The organism is Bradyrhizobium sp. UFLA05-112, assembly GCF_053572325.1.
In genome coordinates, this window is the sequence record NZ_JBANBK010000021.1 from 91,686 (window position 1) to 109,326 (window position 17,641).

The window sequence follows — 17,641 nt, forward strand, 5'->3', positions numbered from 1 at the left end:
AGACGGAAGGTATGATTTGCAGTCGAACGCCCGGTGTTGCGTCCGATTGAGGCTCGCGAGCCAAGATGAAGATTACAGCCGTCTTTCCTTCTCAGGGCCGCGACCTGCGTCTTGATTTGCTGCGAGGAGTGGCAAATTGGGCGATTTTTCTCAATCACATGCCGAATAACGTGGTCAACTGGATCACCACGCGCAACTACGGCTTCAGCGATGGGGCCGATCTATTCGTGTTCATATCAGGATACACGGCAGCGCTAGTCTTTGGCCGCATGATGCGAGACCATGGGTTTGTCGTCGGTGCGACGCGGCTATGGAGGCGGGTTTGGCAACTCTACGTCGCGCATGTCATGGTGTTTGTGCTCTACGTCGCGACGGTCGGATATGTCGCTTATCGCTTTCAATTTGACACCCTTGTCCATCAATTCAATGTGGCAAGACTGGGCGACAGACCTTTCGCGATGCTGATACAAGGCCTCCTGTTGCGGTTCAAGCCGGTCAACCTCGACGTCCTACCTCTCTACATCGTATTGATGGCGCTGTTTCCGTTGGTGCTATGGATCATGCTGCGACGCCCTGGTCTCACGCTACTAGCGTCGTTCTTGCTCTATCTCGCGGCCCGTCATTTCGGCTGGAACCTTGCCGCCTATCCCGAAGGCCATTGGTTCTTCAATCCCCTCTGCTGGCAGTTCCTGTTCTGTCTGGGCGCGTGGACTGCACTCGGTGGAGGCACAGAAATCCGACCTTTCCTCATTTCACGGTGGGTCGTGAGTTTGGGCATCGGCTATCTGGTTTTTGCCCTCATCCTAACGCTGGCGGCTTCCGTCGAAAGCATCAGGCAGATCGTTCCAGACTGGATGTTTGATGCCTTCAATCCGAACGACAAGACAAATCTTGCGCCTTACCGAGCCGTGCATTTCGTTGTGATCGCATTGCTCGTGATCCGCTTCATGCCAATGGATTGGAAGGGGCTGAAGAGCCCCATTTGCGATCCGCTCATCAAATGCGGCCAACAGTCCCTGCGGGTGTTCTGCGTCGGCATATTTCTCTCGTTCCTCGGCTTTTTCGTGCTGACGACTAGCTCAGGAACGTTACTTGCTCAAATTCTGATAAGCGTCGTTGGGATCGGAATTCTATGCGCCCTGGCGTACTACGGCGACTGGTCGAAAAAGGTCGACAAGATCATCAAGCGGCCACGCAAGGAAGCACCCATCGCGGCCAAGTCGGGTGCGAGAATGGTGGTTTGAACGTAACCGTCGGTTCTATGCCGCGTGTGCACACCGAGCCTGAAGCAACTTCTCAAGCGGACATCGGGAGCAAAATCGTGATAGATTGCTCAGTCTGCCAGCGATCTCACGCGCAACCTCGAACGCGGCCGCCCGGAGATCATCGCGGATGCGCGTGGATACGCGGAGCCGATCCCGGATTGCGCTTCGCTCCATCCGGGCTACTGCACGACCTCAGATCCTCCGTCCCGCCTCGTCCCAATAGGGATCGCGCAGACGGCGCTTGAAGATCTTTCCGGAATCTTCGCGCGGCAGCTCCGTGCGGATCTCGATGTGCTTCGGCACCTTGTAGTCGGCGAGCTGGGCCTTGAGCCGGGTGCGGATAGAGCCCTCATCGAGCGTGATGCCGGCTTGCGGCTCGACCACCGCCATCAGCGCCTCACCGAATTCGGCGTCGGGGATGCCAAACACGGCGCAATCGTGCACGCCGGGAACAGCGTGCAGCACGGACTCGATCTCGGCCGGATAGATGTTGACGCCGCCCGAGATCACCATGTCGCGCTTGCGGTCGCAGATGAAGACGTAGCCGTCCGCGTCGATATAGCCGACGTCACCCGAGGTGATGAAGCCGTCGCGATCGATCTCCGTGCGCTTCTCGGGCTTGTTGTGATAGGTGAAATCCGCCGTCTCGCGCATGCGCGAATAGATTTCTCCGATCTCGCCCACATCAAGCACGCGGCCGTCTTCGCCCAGGAAGCGCAGCTCGGCGCCAGGCGAGATTTTGCCGACCGTGCCGGGTTTCCTCAGCGCGTCATCTGACGTCGCGAAGGTCACGGCGCCGGATTCGGTCGAGCCGTAGAATTCGTAGATCACCGGCCCCCACCACTCGATCATCGCGCGTTTGACGTCGGGCGGACAGGGCGCGGCGGCGTGGATCACGTGGCGCAGCGAGGAGATGTCGTACTTTTGGCGTACCTCGACCGGCAGCTTCATCAGGCGGATGAACATGGTCGGCACCATGAAGATGGTGTCGATGCGATAACGTTCGATCAGTGCCAGAAACTCTTGCGGCTCGAAGCGCGGCATCAGCACAAGAGCACCGCCGAGCCTTCCTGCGCGGATGCCGAACGAGTTCGGCGCGGAATGATAGAGCGGTCCCGGCAAAAGCGCGCGCGAACCGGGTTTCAGGCCATAGATCATCGCGCGCATGCGATCGCCCGCAGCCATCTGTTCCGGTGTAGGCGCACTGCGCCGCACGCCCTTGGGATGGCCCGTCGTGCCCGAGGTGTAGATCATGTTCATCGGCTGCGGCACGACGGGGCCGTCATAGGGCTGAAATTGTGCGAGCCACAAATCGAAATCGATGGCGGAGTCCGGTATTGCCAGATGACCGGGATCGATCTTGTAGGTCTTCAGGATTTCCGGCGGCGTCGGCACGCTGAGCACGGTGATGCCTTCAGGAATAGCATCGTGCAAGGCGTGCAGCATGTCGGCATGCGCGATCAAAACGCGCGTGCCGGAGTCTTGCAGGATGTAGTTGATCTCGTCCGGCTTGAAGTGCCAGTTGATCGGCACGCCGTAGGCACCTAGCCGCATCGCGGCGTAGGCAGCTTCCAGGAAGGCGATGTCGTTGCGCATGAGCATGCAGACGCAATCGCCTTGTCTGACGCCGATCCCGGCGAGCCCGCTTGCGATGCGATCGGCACGGTCGGCGACTTCCGCATGGCTGCGGTGGCGTTCGCCGGAGGCGAGGCCGAGGAAGAGTTGGGACGTTTCGCTCATTTTTGCTTTTCTTCGTTGACCGGCGACAGGTCGGTTATTTCGTCATCACCGGGCTTGTCCCGGTGATCCACGACCTTGCTTCGTCGCCTTCGACCAACAACGTGGATGGCCGGGACAAGCCCGGCCATGACGAAGAGTTCATCAATCCGCGAACTTCGGCGCGCGCTTTTCCATGTTGGCGCGAACGGCTTCGGTCTGGTTCGCACTACCGATCAGCTTTTGCTGCTCGACGGATTCGGCAAGCAGCGCGGGAGCCGGATCGACCGAGAGATTGTTCAGCATGCGCTTTGCGGCGCGGATCGCATCGGGGCTCTTGCCGGCGATCTCGCGCGCCACCTCGAGCGCGACAGCACGTGGGTCATCGCAGATACGCGTCGCGAGGCCGTAGGACATCGCCTCCTGCGCCGAGAAGATGCGGCCCGTATAGGTGAGCTCGCGCAGGATGTCGTCGCGCACGAGGCTTGCCAGGATCGGCGTGCCCGCCATGTCGGGCACGAGGCCCCATTTGATCTCCATGATCGACATCCGCGCATCGGGTGCGACGAAGCGCATGTCGGCGCCGAGCGCGAGCTGGAAGCCGCCACCGAAGGCGACGCCGTGCACGGCGGCGATCACGGGCACCGCAAGTTGACGCCAGCCCCACACCGCCTGCTGCGCAAAATTCGCCTTGCCGTGCGTGCGCACGGTGAGATCACGATTTTCGCCACCCGGAATTCCATTGCCGCCCTTCTCCTTCATCGCGGCAAAACGACCCATGTCGAGGCCGGCGCAGAACGCCCGCCCCTCGCCGGACAGCACGACGACGCGCACGCCTTTTTCCTTGGAAAGCCGGTCGGTTGCGTCGACCAATGCCTGAAACATCGCCTGATCGAGCGCATTCATCTTGTCCGCCCGCACCAGGCGAACGTCGGCGACGCCTTCCGAAACCGAGATCGACACGCGCTCTTCCATCGACGGATTCTCCCCTGTTCTTGATCGGTCGCGGCTTTACAGGAGGGCGGCGGCCAGATTTAGTCAATCGACCAATTAACTCAAAATCCATCGAGGGGAAACGCCATGTTCAAGGAAAATCTTCTGGCCGGCCGGCGCATCCTTGTGACCGGTGGCGGCACCGGTCTCGGCAAGTCGATGGCGGCGCGCTTTCTCCAGCTCGGCGCCGAGGTGCACATCTGCGGCCGGCGCAAGATCGTGTGCGACGAGACCGCGACTGAGCTGATGGACCTCTACGGCGGCCGCGTCACCAGCCATGGCGTCGACATCCGCAACGCGCTCGCGGTCGAGGAGATGATCGAGAACATCTTTCGCGAGGGCGCGCTGACCGACCTCATCAACAACGCCGCCGGAAATTTCATCTCGCGCACGGAAGAGCTCTCGCCGCGCGGCTTCGACGCAGTCGCCAACATCGTCATGCACGGCACGTTCTACGTGACGCATGCCGTCGGCAAGCGCTGGATCGCCGCGAAGCAGCCGGGCAACGTGGTGTCGATCACCGTGACCTGGGTGCGCAACGGCTCGCCCTACGTGGTGCCGTCAGCGATGAGCAAGTCCGCGATCCACGCCATGACGATGTCGCTTGCGACCGAATGGGGCCGCCACGGCATCCGGCTGAACACGATTGCGCCGGGCGAAATTCCAACCGAAGGCATGAGCAAGCGCATCAAGCCGGGCGACGAGGCCGGCGCGCGCACCAAAGCGATGAACCCGATGGGCCGCGTCGGCAGCATGGAGGAATTGCAGAATCTCGCCGTGTTCCTGATCTCCGGCGGCTGCGACTGGATCAACGGCGAGACCATCGCCATGGACGGCGGGCAGGCGCTGGCCATGGGCGGCAATTTCTACCAGCTCCGCGACTGGAGCGACGACGACTGGAAAGCGGCGCGGGAGTCCATCATGGCGCAGAACGAGAAGGACCGGGCTGCGAGGGGCTAGGTCTCGTGCCCCGGACGCAACGCAGCGCGGGGCGCTTGCGGCGTGATGCGTTGCAGAGCCGGGGCCCAGCCTGCTCGCACGTGCGCGAAAGTGTGGGTCCCGGCTCTGCGCAGCAGCGCATCGGACGAAGCTTCGCTTCGCCGGGAGAGCGCTGCAGCGCGTCCGGGACACGAAACCGAAGCTCCCCTCCCCCGTATTGTCTTTACCTGCGGATGACGCCACACTCCGCGGCATAAAAACAAGACGCCACGGGAGAGACATGTCCACATCACAGCCATTGGCGAACCTCGCCGAGATGGTGCGCGAGCGCGCGAAGAGCCGCGGCAACGCCACCGCCTATGAGTTCGAGGGACGCCTCACCAGCTTTACCGAATTCGACGTCAAGACGAACAAGGTCGCCAATGCGCTTCTCGCGATGGGCGTCAGGCATGGCGACCGCATCGCCTATCTCGGCAAGAACAGCGACGTCTACTTCGAGCTTTTGATGGGTGCGATGAAAGCCGGCGTGGTGATGGCGCCGGTGAACTGGCGGCTCGCGGGGCCGGAAGTTACGTTCATCGTGGAGGACTGCAAGGCGCCGGTGTTGTTCGTCGGGCCTGAGTTCATCGCGCTGGCGCGCCAGATCAGGGACAAGCTGCCGAACGTGCGCAGCGTGATCACCACCGAAGGCGGCGCGCCGGAATGGCCCGATTTCACCGCCTGGCGCGATGCGCAAGAAGGCAACGACCCGAACGTACCGATCAACGCGAAGGACATTGCGATCCAGCTCTATACGTCCGGCACCACCGGCAAGCCGAAGGGCGCGATGCTGTCGCATGCGAACTTCCTCAATCTCGTTCAGACCGGAAATGCCCAGGACAAGCCTGAGTGGAACAGGTGGTCGACCGACGACGTGTCGCTGGTCGCGATGCCGATCTTCCACATCGGCGGCTCAGGCTGGGGTGTGATGGGACTCTATCATGGCGCCCGCGGCGTGATCGCGCGCGAGTTCGATCCGACAAAGGTGCTCGACTTCTTCGAGCTGTCGGGCATCACGAAACTCTTCATGGTGCCGGCGGCAATGCAGTTCGTGGTGCGCCAGCCGCGCGCAAAAACGGTCGATTTCTCGCGCCTGAAATACATGCTCTATGGCGCCTCACCGATCCCGGCGGCGCTGCTGAAGGAATGCATCGAGGTCTTCAAGTGCGGATTCGTGCAGATGTACGGCATGACCGAGACGACGGGCACGATCGTCGCGCTGCCGCCGGAGGATCATGTCGAGGGGCTGGAGCGGATGCGCTCCGCCGGCAAGGCGCTGCCGGGCGTCGAGATCGCGATCCTTGATGCCAATGGCAAGCCGCTGCCGCCGCGCCAGGTCGGCGAGATCGCGACACGCTCGGGCTCCAACATGGCGGGCTACTGGAACTTGCCGGAGGCAACCGCCGCGACGCTTCGCGCCGACGGCTGGCTGCGCACCGGTGATGCCGGCTACCAGGACGAGGACGGCTACCTCTACATCCATGACCGCATCAAGGACATGATCATCTCCGGCGGCGAGAACATCTATCCGGCCGAGGTCGAGAGCGCGCTGTGCGACCACCCCGATGTGGCAGAAGCCGCCGTGATCGGCGTGCCCGACGACAAATGGGGCGAGGCGGTGAAGGCGATCGTGGTGATGAAGCCCGGTAAGGAGGCCAGCGCCACCGACATCATCAATTTCACCCGCGAACGGATCGCCGGTTTCAAGACCCCGAAGAGCGTGGAGTTCATCCCCGCGCTGCCGCGTAATCCGTCAGGCAAGATTTTGCGGCGACAGTTGCGCGAGCCGTATTGGGCGGGCAAGGATCGAAGGGTGAATTGATTCTCGCTCGTCGTCTCGGGGCGCGCGCAGATTCCGTAGGGTGGGCAAAGGCGCGAAGCGTCGTGCCCACCATCCCACCGCGTCTTCGGCAGAAGTGGTGGGCACGCTTCCGCCTTCGCCCTTCGAGCTACGGCGGATGAGTCGCTTTGCCCACCCTACGACTTCGCGCCTCAATGCTTCCCCGGGCCCATATACCCGAACAAAAATCCCGCCACCTTCCGCATCTGGATCTCCTCGCTCCCCTCCGTGATGCGGTAGCGTCTGTGATGCCGGTAGATATGCTCGAAGGGCTTATGGCGTGAATAGCCCATGCCGCCATGGACCTGCATGGCGCGGTCGGCGGCTTCGCAGCAAAGGCGGTTTGCCCAGTAGTTGCACATCGAGACGCGGTCGGAGAGCGTTCGCTCGATCTGCTCCTCGGTGAGCCCATCCATTTCCCACGCGGTCTTGCGGATCAACAGGCGCAGCATCTCGGCTTGGGTGGCGAGTTCGACCAGCGGGAACTGGATCGCCTGGTTCTCCGCGAGCGCCTTGCCGAAGGGCTTTCGCTCGCGCGCGTATTTGACACTTTCGTTGATGCAATAGACCGCAGCGCCGAGCGAGCTTGCGGCCTGACGGATGCGGTTCTGGTGCACGAAGCACTGCGCGAGCGACAGGCCGCGGCCGACCTCGCCGAAGAGCGCGTCCCCGGGCACGAACACGTCCGTAAAACTGACACGGGGATGGTCCGTCGGCATGTTGAAGGTCCACATGTACTCCTCGACCTTCACACCATGGCTGGTCGCCGGCACCAGGAAGCAGGTGATGCCGCGCGCATCGCCATCATTGCCTGACGTGCGCGCGAACAGCGCGCAATGGGTCGCGACGTGCATGCCGGTCGTCCACATCTTCTGGCCATTGATGATCCAGCCCTTGACGTTGTCGCGCGTCGCAGCAACGGCACGCGTCTCCATGTGGGTGGCATCCGAGCCGTGATGCGGCTCGGTCAGGCCGAAGGTGATGCGATACTTGCCTTTGATCGAGCCGTCGATCATCGCCTTCTGGTCGTCGCGACCGTAGCGGTCCAGCATGGTCACGACCGGGAAATTGCCGACGATGGAATGCTCGTTCTGAAGATCGTTGTGCAGGCCGAGACCCTTTGCGGCGAAATGTTCGCGAATGACGGCCATCCAGAGGTTGGAACCGTCCTTGCCGCCATATTGCCGGGACACCGCGAAGCGCAGATGGCCGGCGGCATCCGCGCAATCCTTCGCCCTGCGCAGCAACGCCTCCCATTCATGCCGCGGCAGGCCGCCATTCTCGAAATCGGTGCGCGCCCATTCGCGGCGATGATCGAAGAAGCGGATGTTGTCGTCGGCCTCCTCCATCGGCCTGATCTCGCGTTCGATGAAACGGTCGAGCTCTCCGAGGTAGGCGACGAGATCGGCAGGCAATGAGAAATCCACGGCAGTCTCTCCCGGAGCTATCTTGTTGTTTTGCGTTAAGGCGCTACGCGCTTTTTGCTTGCCTCGAATAAGGTGAGAAGAGCGCTGGCAAGTCAAGCAAGCCGAGAGGCGCCGGTTACGCAATGCGCGCTTGCGCAATTGGATGGTGCTGAGGTCCGGCCGCGCGTTAGTATGGCGATCAATTCCTTCCAACAGAAAATGCGGGAGCGATCATGGAGCTGAAATTTTCCAAGGTGGAACGCAAGGGTCCGCTCACCATCGTCACGCTGTCGCGGCCCGAGGTCTACAACGCGCTGCATATCGATGCGCATTTCGAGCTCAACAAGGTGTTCGACGATTTCTCGGCAGACCCTGCGCAGTGGGTTGCGATCGTTACGGGAGCCGGCGACAAGGCGTTCTGCGCCGGCAACGACCTGAAATGGCAGGCGGCGGGAGGAAAACGCGGCTGGGACAAGGGCGGCTTTGCCGGCCTCACCTCGCGCTTCGACTGCGACAAGCCGATCATCGCCGCCGTCAATGGCGTCGCGATGGGCGGCGGCTTCGAGATCGCGCTCGCCTGCGACCTGATCATCGCCTCGGAGAATGCGACCTTCGCGCTGCCCGAGCCACGCGTCGGCCTCGCCGCGCTTGCCGGCGGCCTGCATCGTCTGCCGCGGCAGATCGGATTGAAGCGCGCCATGGGCATGATCCTCACCGCGCGCCACGTCAGCGCCAAGGAGGGCCTTGAGCTCGGTTTCGTTAACGAGGTGGTGCCGCAGGGCGAAGCGCTCGCGTCAGCGTTGCGCTGGGCGGAGATGATCACCAAGAACTCGCCAATGTCGATCCGCGCGTCGAAGCAGACCATCCAGAAGGGGCTCGCCGTGTCGTTGGAACAGGCGATCGAGGAGCAGCGGGAGTACCCGGCGGTGAAGGCGATGGTGGCCTCGCAGGATTACATCGAGGGGCCGAAGGCGTTTTCCGAGAAGCGGCCGCCGAAGTGGCTGGGACGGTAGGGCTCTGCGCCTGTCATGGCGAGGGCCCTTTCACATCACCGGTGTCATGCCCCGCGAAAGCGAGGGCATCCAGTATTCCAGAGGCAGCGATATTCATAACAACTGCCGCGGCGTACTGGATCGCCCGGTCAAGCCGGGCGATGACGGCTGCGAATGGGGCTGGATCATCCACCCCTCGACAACTCCCGCTTGTACGATGCGTAATTCGGCTGATCGACGGCGAGCTTGTCCATCGTGGTCTGCCAGAGATGTTCGGCGAGCCCCGGCGTCGCAAGGTCCAGCTCGCCTTTCGCGATGCGCTCGGCGAGCGCGCGATTGAGCTCGGTCAACGCGCCGTCCATGCCGAGCAGCACGCGCAGCCGCGTCATCTCGCGCCCATCACTCCCCTCCTCCAGAGTCAACTGCCGCACAACGAGGTCGAGGGCGTTGATGGCGACGCGCAGCTTGAATGCCTGGTGGCCGGAGATCAGCGGCACGATCTCACTGCGGAGGAAATCGGCGACCGCATGGGTCAGCTCGATCGGGCTCGGCTCGTCCTGCATGCTCAGCTCCCTCGCGGCGCCAGCAGGCGCAACAGGTCGATTTCGGTCTCTGAGGCGCGGCGGCCGATCATGGCGCGCTCCATGGAATGATCGGGGCCAGCGCGAAACCGCTGCATCATGGCGCCGCACATCAATCCCCAGCGCAGCGTGCCCATCACTTCCCAGAACTTCACCCGCGCCGCATCGACCCTGCGGCCAGCAGCCTCGTAGCCGGCAAACATTTCCTCGCGTGGGCCGAAACCGCCGACCGGCTTGTCGATCTCGCCGAATCGCCAGGAGTTGACGCAGATCCAGCCGAGATCCTCCATGGGATCGCCAAGATGAGCGAGCTCCCAATCCAGCACCGCGCGCACGCCATCCGCCCCAATGATGAGGTTGCCGTTGCGGAAATCGCCGTGGACCAACGTCACCTCGTCGGACGGACCGGGATCGTGGTCACGCAGCCAGCGCAGCGCAAGTTCGAACACCGGTTTCGGCCAGTTGAAGTTGCGATAGTCGCGCTCCAACTCGTCGAGCTCCTTTCTCGCGGTCATGCGGCGAAGCTCCGGCAGCTCGGCTTGCGGCAGCTTATGCAGGCCGGCGAGGATGCCGCCGATCTGGCGCGCCAGCAGCGGGCGTGCCGCGGCGAACTCATCGTCCCGCAAGATCTTGCGGGCAATCGTCTCACCCTCAACCCGCTGCATGATGAACCCGGTGCCGAGATCGTCCTCCGCCGTCAGGACATGCAGCACGCGCGGCGACGGCACTCCCGCCTCGTATGCAAGCTGCATCAGCCTGGCCTCGGCGACGAAGCCTGCCGCTCGCGACGGCGCCACGCGATAGTCCCTCGACGCACGACGCAGGATCGCGCCAACGTTCCCATTGGGATGCAGAATGTCGAAGCGCCAGCTTTCCTGGTTGGCACCGCCGGACAGTTTTGCAGCCCCCGTGACGCCGGTTGCCCCAGGACACCAGCGCGCGACGCTACGCGAAAGCTCCGCCTCGATCATTTGCCTCTGATCATTTACCTCTGAATTTGGCCGGACGCTTCTCGAGGAAGGCGCCGACGCCCTCGCGGAAATCCTCGGTGTCACCCGCACGAAGCTGGCACTGGAATTCGAGATTGAGCTGCTCCTCGAAGGAATTTTCCGGGCTGTCCCAATAGAGCTTGCGGATCAGCGACAGCGCCACCGTCGGCCCGTTGGCAAGCTCATGCGCGAGCTTCATCGCCTCCTCCATCAGCGCGCCGTCGTCATGGACGCGGTTGACGAGGCCCCATTCCAGCGCCTTTTCCGCCGGCAGCCGCTCGCCCATCAGCGACAGCTCGATCGACCGCGCCTTGCCGACGAGGCGCGGCAACAACCAGGTCGAGCCGCAATCGGGCACGAGGCCGATGCGGCGGAAGGCTTGCAGGAAATAGGCCGATCGCGCGCATAGGATCATGTCGCCGAGCAGCGCAAAGCTCATGCCGGCGCCGGCAGCCGGACCGTTGACCGCCGTAACGATTGGACAGTGCAGATTGCGGATCCGCCGCAGGAACGGGTGAAAGCCGGTCTCGAGTGTCAGGCCGGCCTTGGTCTTCTTCGACTGATTGTTGCGGCCCTGCAAGTTCGCGCCGGTGCAGAACGCGCGCCCCGCGCCGGTCAGCACCACGCAGCGGACCTCGCTCTTCCGTTCCTCGATCTCGTCGAGCGCCTCCGTGAGCCCGCCCAGCATGTCCACCGACACGGCGTTCATGACCTCCTGGTGATTGAGCTTCAGAATGGCGACCGGCCCGTCGAAATCGAGCGCGACGTGTTTGAACTGCATGGTTTCCTCACCCCCGTTGCGGCCGCGATGTTCCGCAGACCGGAATTGCTTTTCGTCGGAGCGCATATTTGATTTTTGTCGGCGGCTTGTCCATGGTGATCGGGACATAGCGGACAATCTTGTGCGCACAGGCTGATGCGCGTCATGCCAAGAAACAGCGGGGAAACACCCATGACCATTTTCGATCTCACCGGCCGCGTCGCCGTGATCACCGGCGGCAATGGCGGTATCGGGCTCGGCATCGCGCAGGCGCTGGCCGCACAAGGCTGCAACGTCTCGATCTGGGGCCGCAACGCCGAGAAGAACAAGGCTGCCGTCGCCAGCATGGCCGGCTCGCCCGGCAAGGTCGATGCCCGCGTCTGCGACGTCACCGATCCTGCGTCAGTGAATGCGGCGATGAAGGCGACGCTCGACACGTTCGGCCGGGTCGACGGCTGCTTCGCCAATGCCGGCATCGGCGGCGGCGGACGGCGCTCCTTCATCGAACGCACCGAGGAAGAATGGAGCTCGATGTTTGCGACCAATCTCGACGGCGTGTTCCACGCCTTCCAGGCCGCGGCCAGGCACATGACCGACCGCGCCAATGCCGGCGATCCCTTCGGCCGGCTGGTTGCAACCTCGAGCCTCGCCTCGATCTTCGGCACCGCGCGTAACGAGCATTACGCCGCGACCAAGGCCGCGATCAACGCGCTGGTGCGCGCGCTCGGCGTCGAGCTGGCGCGCTACGGCGTCACCGCGAACGCGATCCTGCCGGGCTGGATCAGGAGCGACATGACCGCCGGGATCATGGCCAACGAGAAATTCGTCGCCAACGTGATGCCACGGATTCCGCAGCGGCGCTTCGGCGAGCCATCCGATTTCGGCGGCATCGCGGTGTACCTGATGAGCAAGGCATCATCCTATCACACGGCGGATACATTCGTGATCGACGGCGGCTATACCGCGTTTTGAGATTTGTAGGGTGGGTTAGCCGAAGGCGTAACCCACCATGGAATTATCCGCGTGAAAGAGATTGGTGGGTTACGCTTCGCTAACCCACCCTACAAACTGAGTCACAACAACAGGGGGAAAAGAGCAATGTTCTCGCACGTGATGATCGGCACCAACGATCTGGACAAGGCCAAGGCGTTCTACGACAAGCTGCTGGCGACACTCGAGGTGCGGCCGGCGCGGGTCGACGGCCATCGCATCTTCTACGTCACCAGGGCCGGCGTGTTCTCGGTGAGCAAGCCGATCAATGGCGAGCCTGCGACGCACGCCAATGGCGGCACCATCGGCTTTGCCTGCAATTCGCCCGAACAGGTCGAGGCCTGGCACGCGGCCGGCATCGCGGCCGGCGGGAAGACCTGCGAGAATCCTCCCGGCATTCGTGAGGGCGCGGCGGGCAAGGCTTACCTCGCCTACTTGCGCGATCCCGACGGCAACAAGATCTGCGCGATGCACCGGATGGTGTGAGCGGGCAATCGCTCCCGCCCAATCGAAGCTGTCATTCCCCGCGAAGGCGGGGAATCCAGTACGCCGCGGCCTCTCGTTGGACTCACTGATCTCACGGAGTACTGGATCGCCCGATCAAGTCGGGCGATGACGCCGGGGACTGCGGCGGGCATGGCGTTTCAAACGCTGTTTGATCTACATCGATTCAAAAAACCACGCTCGCGCTTTGACCTCGCCGCGTCTATTGTCGCGGCAATCGCGGCCCACTCAATCGGGAGGAACAAGAATGAAACACGCCTATGTGCCCCGCACCACCAACTACACGCTCAATCCCGGCGACGAGCTCAATGATCTCAGAATGTCTGACCAGGTCCGGCCGCTCTATGACCACGTGAAGAAGTTCATCCGCGAGACCGTCGAGCCGATGGCGGTGGAGTTCATCAAGCATGGCGAGAAGAAGGACGACCGCTGGAGCTTTACGCCGGGTCAGCTCGAGGTGCTGGAGAAGGCCAAGAACAAGGCCAAGGAGGAAGGCCTCTGGAACTTCTTCCTGCCCGATGACGACACCGGCCAGGGCCTGAAGAACCTCGACTACGCCTATATCGCCGTCGAGCTCGGCAAGAGCCCGCTGGCTTCGGAAACCATGAACTGCTCGGCGCCCGACACCGGCAACATGGAGGTGCTGGAGCGCGTCGGCACCAAGGCGCAGAAGGAGACGTGGCTGAAGCCGCTTTTGAACGGCGAGATCCGCTCGGCCTACGCGATGACGGAGCCGAACGTCGCTTCATCCGATGCCAAGAACATCTCGACCACTGCAAAGCTGGTCGGCGACGAATGGGTGATCAACGGCGAGAAGTATTACATCTCGGGTCTCGGCGATCCCCGCTGCAAGATCATGATCGTGATGGTCAAGACCAATCCCGATGCGCCGCCGAGCAAGCAGCAGTCGCAGATCCTGGTGCCGAAGGACACGCCCGGCGTCGAAATCCTGGGACCGATGCACGTGTTCGGCCAGGACCACGCGCCGCGCGGACACATGCATATGCGCTTCAACAATGTGCGCGTGCCCAGAGACAACATCCTGCTCGGCGAAGGCCGCGGCTTCGAGATCTCGCAGCTCCGCCTTGGACCCGGGCGTATCCATCACTGCATGCGCACCATCGGCAAGGCCGAGAAGGCGCTCGACATGATGGTGCAGCGCGGCCTCACGCGCGAGGCCTTCGGCAAGAAGATCGCCCATCTCGGTGGCAACCTTCAGATCATCGCGCAGGCGCGCTGCGAGATCGAGGCGATGCGGCTGATGGTGCTGAAGGCGGCAAAGGCCATGGACGTGCTCGGCAACAAGGAGGCGCGCGTCTGGGTCTCCATGGTCAAGGCCATGGTGCCGGAGCGCGCCTGCACCATCATCGACCAGGCGATCCAGATGCACGGCGCCACCGGCATCTCGCAATGGACGCCGCTCGCCGAGATGTACCAGGACGTTCGCCACCTGCGCTTTGCAGATGGCCCGGACGAGGTGCACTGGATGGTGGTGGGACGGCATGAGCTGAGCATGCCGTAAGCCTGTTGCTGTCGGTGGGCAAGGGCGCGCTCTTCGCGCGCCATGCCCACCATCCTTCCGCATTGGTTGACATGAGCGGTGGGCACGCTTCGCTTTGCCCACCCTACGACTACAACTCGTGGAGGGGCTTACGACGCAGCCGCCGTCTGAAGCTTGTCCTGCGTCTTGGTCTCGAAGTCGGAAGCGTCGTGACGCTCGTGCAATTGGCTTGCGGGGTCGCCGGAGACGCGGTTGACCATGCGGCCGCGCTTCACCGCCGGGCGCTTGGCGATCTGATCGGTCCAGCGCTGCACGTTCTTGTAGTCCTGCACGGACAGGAATTCGCCAGCGCCATAGACGAGCCCCTTGGCGAGCGCGCCATACCACGGCCAGACCGCGATGTCGGCGATCGTGTAGTCACCGCCCGCCAGGTACTCGCTCTCCGCAAGCCGCCGGTCGAGGACGTCGAGCTGGCGCTTGGTTTCCATCGCGAAGCGATCGATGGCGTATTCGATCTTGGTCGGCGCATAGGCGTAGAAATGACCGAAGCCGCCGCCGAGATAGGGTGCGCTGCCCATCTGCCAGAACAGCCAGGACATCGCTTCGGTACGCGTCTTGATATCTTTCGGCAGGAAAGCACCGAACTTTTCGGCAAGGTAGACCAGGATCGAGCCGGACTCGAACACGCGGATCGGCTCGGGACCGGAGCGGTCCAGCAGCGCGGGGATTTTCGAGTTCGGATTGATGGCGACGAAGCCGCTGCCGAACTGATCGCCCTTGCCGATATTGATCAGCCAGGCGTCGTATTCCGCGCCCTTGTGGCCGAGCGCAAGCAGCTCCTCCAGCATCACGGTCACCTTGACGCCATTCGGCGTGGCCAGCGAATAGAGCTGGAACGGATGCCGGCCGACCGGCAGCTCCTTGTCATGCGTCGGGCCTGCGATCGGCCGGTTGATGCTGGCAAACTGCCCGCCGCTCGGCTTATTCCAGGTCCAGACTTTGGGCGGCTCATAGGCGGGTGCGTCGGTCATGAAAAAGAGCTCCAGCGCGGAAGGGCGCGTGGGCTGTTAGCTAGCGATACCGGCGAGATTGGCAAGAGCGCCGGGTTGCATTGGCGGATGGGCGCCCTCCCCGTTTCGTCATGGCCGGGGTGCTCCGTCCGTCCGGCGCCTACACGCAAGAAGCCCATGGCGAAGCGGCTTTGCATGGTGGCGAGGCCAAGCCAGCGTTTTCGCCAAAGCAAGAGCAACGCGAAGGCGGCCGCCGGGGAGAGACAGATGAAATCGCCTATCTGCGAGATGCGGGGAATCAAGTTCCTCCTGTTCGCCTTCAGCCATTGCCGCGACGTCGTGGCCGCCGTGAGCCGCGCCGGCGATTTTGGCGTGCTGGGCGCCACCGTGCACACGCCGGCCCGCGCGGCCGCCGCGGGCAATGCGCGGGCACGCTACTTCGTCCAGAATCTTTCCGCGGAGACAGCCTGGATTGCTTCGCTTCGCTCGCAATGACGAAATAACCGACACCGTGAATTGGAAGTCATGACAGGCAAGACCAGCATCCCCCCAGACCGCGTTCCCGTCATCGTCGGCATCGGCGAGATCGTCGATCGTCCCAAGGAGATCACCGCGGGCCTCGAGCCGCTCGATCTTCTCGAACAGGCGCTCCGGCGGGCCGAAGAAGATGCTGGCGCAAGGCTGCTTGGCGAGGTGCAATCGCTCGACGTCGTCAACTTCCTGAGCTGGCGCTATCGCGATCCCGAAAAGCTGCTGGCGCGGCGGCTCGCTGTTCAACCTTCGCATTGCTACTACGGGCCGGTCGGCGGCGAGAGCCCGATCCGCTATCTGCATGAGGCGGCGCAGCGCATCGCGCGCGGCGAATGCAGTGTGGCCGCCGTCTGCGGCGCGGAGGCGCAATCGACCGCGACCAAGGCGGAACGCGCCGGAGCAAAACTGCCATGGACGCCGTTTGCGCATGACGTCGAAGAGCCGAAGCGCGGCGCAGCGTTCCAGAAGCCGCTCGCCGTGAAGCTCGGCGTGTTTCGTCCCGTCACGGTCTATCCCTTCTACGAGGCCGCATCCTCCGCGCATTGGGGGCAGACGCCGCGCGAGGCGATGGCGGAATCAGGCACGCTGTGGTCGCGCTATTCGGAGGCCGCCGCGCAAAATCCGAACGCCTGGTTGAAGCGGCGCTTTGCGCCGGCCGAGATCACGACGCCGACCGCGGACAACCGCCTGATCGCGTGGCCCTGCACGAAACTCATGGTCGCCAACCCAATGGTCAACATGGGCGGCGCGCTGCTGCTCACCAGCCTTGCGAAGGCGCGCGCGGCCGGCATTGCCGAGGACCGGCTGGTCTATCCGCTCGGTGGCGCCTCGGCCGAGGAGCCGCGCGACTATCTCCCGCGCGATCAGTTCTATGAGAGCCATCCGCAGAATGCGGTGCTGAAGGCGGTGATGGATCTCGCCGGCGGTGACGGCACGCAGTTCGACGCAATCGAGCTGTATAGCTGCTTTCCTTGCGTGCCGAAGATGGCGCGGCGGACGCTGGGGCTCGGGCCCGATGTGCAGCCGACCGTGACCGGCGGCCTTACCTTCTTCGGCGCACCGCTCAATAACTACATGACCCACGCGGCCTGCGCGATGGTGCGCAAATTGCGCGGTGGCGCGAAACTCGGCCTGCTCTACGGCCAGGGCGGTTTCGTCACCAAGCACCACGGGCTCGTGCTCTCGAAAACGCCGCCGCGCGCGGCGCTGGCGCAGGCCTCGAGTGTGCAGCTTGATGCCGACCGCAACAAGCGCGCGGTGCCGGAGTTCGTGACCGAGGCCTCAGGCCCGGGCAAAGTCGAGAGCTTTACGGTACTCTACGGCCGCAATGGCAACGTCGAGCACGGCGTCGTCATGCTGCGCACGGAGGACGACCGGCGAACATTGGCGCGCATTCCGGCAAGCGACAACGCGACACTGGCGCATCTGCTGAACATGGACCGCACGCCCGTAGGATCGCTCGGCGGGATCGCGATGGCGGAAGACGGCGTGCCCGAGTGGAAGGTGAGCTAAAGCGTGATGGCATTAAGTTCGATAGCCTGAATTTTTGAGGTAGTTGGCGCATTCCTCGGGGGTGAAGGCATCG

The 17,641-nt window shown here is 63.2% G+C and carries 16 protein-coding genes and 1 pseudogene; 9 read left to right on the forward strand and 8 right to left on the reverse strand.

What is annotated here, in order from left to right; all coding sequences use genetic code 11:
* Positions 1–65: 65 nt before the first annotated feature.
* The gene (locus tag SO180_RS15060; protein ID WP_449379612.1) at positions 66–1,244 is read left to right on the forward strand and encodes an OpgC domain-containing protein; all 1,179 of its coding nucleotides are present in this window, start codon (positions 66–68) and stop codon (positions 1,242–1,244) included.
* A 213-nt stretch (positions 1,245–1,457) separates the two neighbouring features.
* Here SO180_RS15060 and SO180_RS15065 read toward each other — a convergent pair whose 3' ends face one another.
* Genes SO180_RS15065 through SO180_RS15075 form a run of 3 tightly spaced genes read right to left on the reverse strand, consistent with a single transcriptional unit; the run spans position 1,458 to position 3,956 of the window.
* Positions 1,458–3,005: an acyl-CoA synthetase gene (locus tag SO180_RS15065; RefSeq protein ID WP_449379613.1), complete on the reverse strand. Its 1,548-nt coding sequence runs from the start codon at positions 3,003–3,005 to the stop codon at positions 1,458–1,460.
* Positions 3,002–3,133, reverse strand: a complete 132-nt coding sequence (locus tag SO180_RS15070) for a hypothetical protein (protein WP_449379614.1) — start codon at positions 3,131–3,133, stop codon at positions 3,002–3,004. The genes SO180_RS15065 and SO180_RS15070 overlap by 4 nt, the downstream gene beginning before the upstream one ends.
* Before the next feature lie 13 nt (positions 3,134–3,146).
* Positions 3,147–3,956 (reverse strand): crotonase/enoyl-CoA hydratase family protein, encoded by an 810-nt coding sequence (locus tag SO180_RS15075; RefSeq protein WP_449379615.1) that lies wholly within the window; start codon positions 3,954–3,956, stop codon positions 3,147–3,149.
* A 105-nt stretch (positions 3,957–4,061) separates the two neighbouring features.
* Here SO180_RS15075 and SO180_RS15080 point away from each other — a divergent pair, with 105 nt between their 5' ends.
* Complete coding sequence (locus SO180_RS15080) at positions 4,062–4,934, forward strand: SDR family oxidoreductase (protein WP_449379616.1); 873 nt, start codon at positions 4,062–4,064, stop codon at positions 4,932–4,934.
* 259 nt (positions 4,935–5,193) lie between these two features.
* On the forward strand, positions 5,194–6,774 hold the full coding sequence (locus SO180_RS15085) for a fatty acid--CoA ligase (RefSeq protein ID WP_449379617.1): 1,581 nt from the start codon (positions 5,194–5,196) through the stop codon (positions 6,772–6,774).
* A 170-nt stretch (positions 6,775–6,944) separates the two neighbouring features.
* Here the strand turns inward: SO180_RS15085 and SO180_RS15090 are convergent, their stop codons facing one another.
* Complete coding sequence (locus SO180_RS15090) at positions 6,945–8,219, reverse strand: acyl-CoA dehydrogenase family protein (protein ID WP_449379618.1); 1,275 nt, start codon at positions 8,217–8,219, stop codon at positions 6,945–6,947.
* 212 nt (positions 8,220–8,431) lie between these two features.
* Between SO180_RS15090 and SO180_RS15095 the strand changes: the two genes are divergently transcribed.
* Positions 8,432–9,211 (forward strand): enoyl-CoA hydratase-related protein, encoded by a 780-nt coding sequence (locus SO180_RS15095; RefSeq protein WP_449379619.1) that lies wholly within the window; start codon positions 8,432–8,434, stop codon positions 9,209–9,211.
* A 164-nt stretch (positions 9,212–9,375) separates the two neighbouring features.
* Here SO180_RS15095 and SO180_RS15100 read toward each other — a convergent pair whose 3' ends face one another.
* Genes SO180_RS15100 through SO180_RS15110 form a run of 3 tightly spaced genes read right to left on the reverse strand, consistent with a single transcriptional unit; the run spans position 9,376 to position 11,541 of the window.
* Entirely contained in the window at positions 9,376–9,753 is a 378-nt protein-coding gene (locus SO180_RS15100) for a DUF6285 domain-containing protein (protein ID WP_449379620.1), read from the reverse strand.
* 2 nt (positions 9,754–9,755) lie between these two features.
* Positions 9,756–10,742, reverse strand: coding sequence for a phosphotransferase family protein (locus SO180_RS15105; RefSeq protein ID WP_449379621.1), 987 nt, complete (start codon positions 10,740–10,742; stop codon positions 9,756–9,758).
* 10 nt (positions 10,743–10,752) lie between these two features.
* Entirely contained in the window at positions 10,753–11,541 is a 789-nt protein-coding gene (locus SO180_RS15110; RefSeq protein ID WP_449379622.1) for an enoyl-CoA hydratase/isomerase, read from the reverse strand.
* 171 nt (positions 11,542–11,712) lie between these two features.
* On the opposite strand from SO180_RS15110, the gene SO180_RS15115 reads away from it, so the two are divergent.
* The 3 genes from SO180_RS15115 (at position 11,713) to SO180_RS15125 (ending at position 14,536) form a co-directional block, all read left to right on the forward strand.
* Complete coding sequence (locus SO180_RS15115) at positions 11,713–12,492, forward strand: SDR family NAD(P)-dependent oxidoreductase (protein ID WP_449379623.1); 780 nt, start codon at positions 11,713–11,715, stop codon at positions 12,490–12,492.
* Positions 12,493–12,618: 126 nt separating this feature from the next.
* Complete coding sequence (locus SO180_RS15120) at positions 12,619–12,996, forward strand: VOC family protein (RefSeq protein WP_449379624.1); 378 nt, start codon at positions 12,619–12,621, stop codon at positions 12,994–12,996.
* 265 nt (positions 12,997–13,261) lie between these two features.
* Positions 13,262–14,536: an acyl-CoA dehydrogenase family protein gene (locus SO180_RS15125; protein WP_449379625.1), complete on the forward strand. Its 1,275-nt coding sequence runs from the start codon at positions 13,262–13,264 to the stop codon at positions 14,534–14,536.
* A gap of 128 nt (positions 14,537–14,664) precedes the next feature.
* On the opposite strand, the gene yghU is transcribed toward SO180_RS15125, so the two are convergent.
* Positions 14,665–15,546 (reverse strand): glutathione-dependent disulfide-bond oxidoreductase, encoded by an 882-nt coding sequence (gene yghU, locus SO180_RS15130; protein ID WP_449379626.1) that lies wholly within the window; start codon positions 15,544–15,546, stop codon positions 14,665–14,667.
* Between the two features lie 246 nt (positions 15,547–15,792).
* Here yghU and SO180_RS15135 point away from each other — a divergent pair.
* Positions 15,793–15,924 (forward strand): annotated as a pseudogene (locus tag SO180_RS15135) (nitronate monooxygenase); the annotation flags it as partial.
* Positions 15,925–16,050: 126 nt separating this feature from the next.
* Complete coding sequence (locus tag SO180_RS15140) at positions 16,051–17,568, forward strand: acetyl-CoA acetyltransferase (protein ID WP_449379627.1); 1,518 nt, start codon at positions 16,051–16,053, stop codon at positions 17,566–17,568.
* The last annotated feature ends 73 nt before the right edge of the window (positions 17,569–17,641 follow it).

What these genes read in the sequence shown, in the direction of transcription:
- SO180_RS15060 (WP_449379612.1), top strand. Translation starts at nt 66, where the DNA reads ATGAAGATTACAGCCGTCTTTCCTTCTCAGGGCCGCGACCTGCGTCTT.
- SO180_RS15065 (WP_449379613.1), bottom strand. Translation starts at nt 3,005, where the DNA reads ATGAGCGAAACGTCCCAACTCTTCCTCGGCCTCGCCTCCGGCGAACGC.
- SO180_RS15070 (WP_449379614.1), bottom strand. Translation starts at nt 3,133, where the DNA reads ATGGCCGGGCTTGTCCCGGCCATCCACGTTGTTGGTCGAAGGCGACGA.
- SO180_RS15075 (WP_449379615.1), bottom strand. Translation starts at nt 3,956, where the DNA reads ATGGAAGAGCGCGTGTCGATCTCGGTTTCGGAAGGCGTCGCCGACGTT.
- SO180_RS15080 (WP_449379616.1), top strand. Translation starts at nt 4,062, where the DNA reads ATGTTCAAGGAAAATCTTCTGGCCGGCCGGCGCATCCTTGTGACCGGT.
- SO180_RS15085 (WP_449379617.1), top strand. Translation starts at nt 5,194, where the DNA reads ATGTCCACATCACAGCCATTGGCGAACCTCGCCGAGATGGTGCGCGAG.
- SO180_RS15095 (WP_449379619.1), top strand. Translation starts at nt 8,432, where the DNA reads ATGGAGCTGAAATTTTCCAAGGTGGAACGCAAGGGTCCGCTCACCATC.
- SO180_RS15100 (WP_449379620.1), bottom strand. Translation starts at nt 9,753, where the DNA reads ATGCAGGACGAGCCGAGCCCGATCGAGCTGACCCATGCGGTCGCCGAT.
- SO180_RS15105 (WP_449379621.1), bottom strand. Translation starts at nt 10,742, where the DNA reads ATGATCGAGGCGGAGCTTTCGCGTAGCGTCGCGCGCTGGTGTCCTGGG.
- SO180_RS15110 (WP_449379622.1), bottom strand. Translation starts at nt 11,541, where the DNA reads ATGCAGTTCAAACACGTCGCGCTCGATTTCGACGGGCCGGTCGCCATT.
- SO180_RS15115 (WP_449379623.1), top strand. Translation starts at nt 11,713, where the DNA reads ATGACCATTTTCGATCTCACCGGCCGCGTCGCCGTGATCACCGGCGGC.
- SO180_RS15120 (WP_449379624.1), top strand. Translation starts at nt 12,619, where the DNA reads ATGTTCTCGCACGTGATGATCGGCACCAACGATCTGGACAAGGCCAAG.
- SO180_RS15125 (WP_449379625.1), top strand. Translation starts at nt 13,262, where the DNA reads ATGAAACACGCCTATGTGCCCCGCACCACCAACTACACGCTCAATCCC.
- yghU (WP_449379626.1), bottom strand. Translation starts at nt 15,546, where the DNA reads ATGACCGACGCACCCGCCTATGAGCCGCCCAAAGTCTGGACCTGGAAT.
- SO180_RS15140 (WP_449379627.1), top strand. Translation starts at nt 16,051, where the DNA reads ATGACAGGCAAGACCAGCATCCCCCCAGACCGCGTTCCCGTCATCGTC.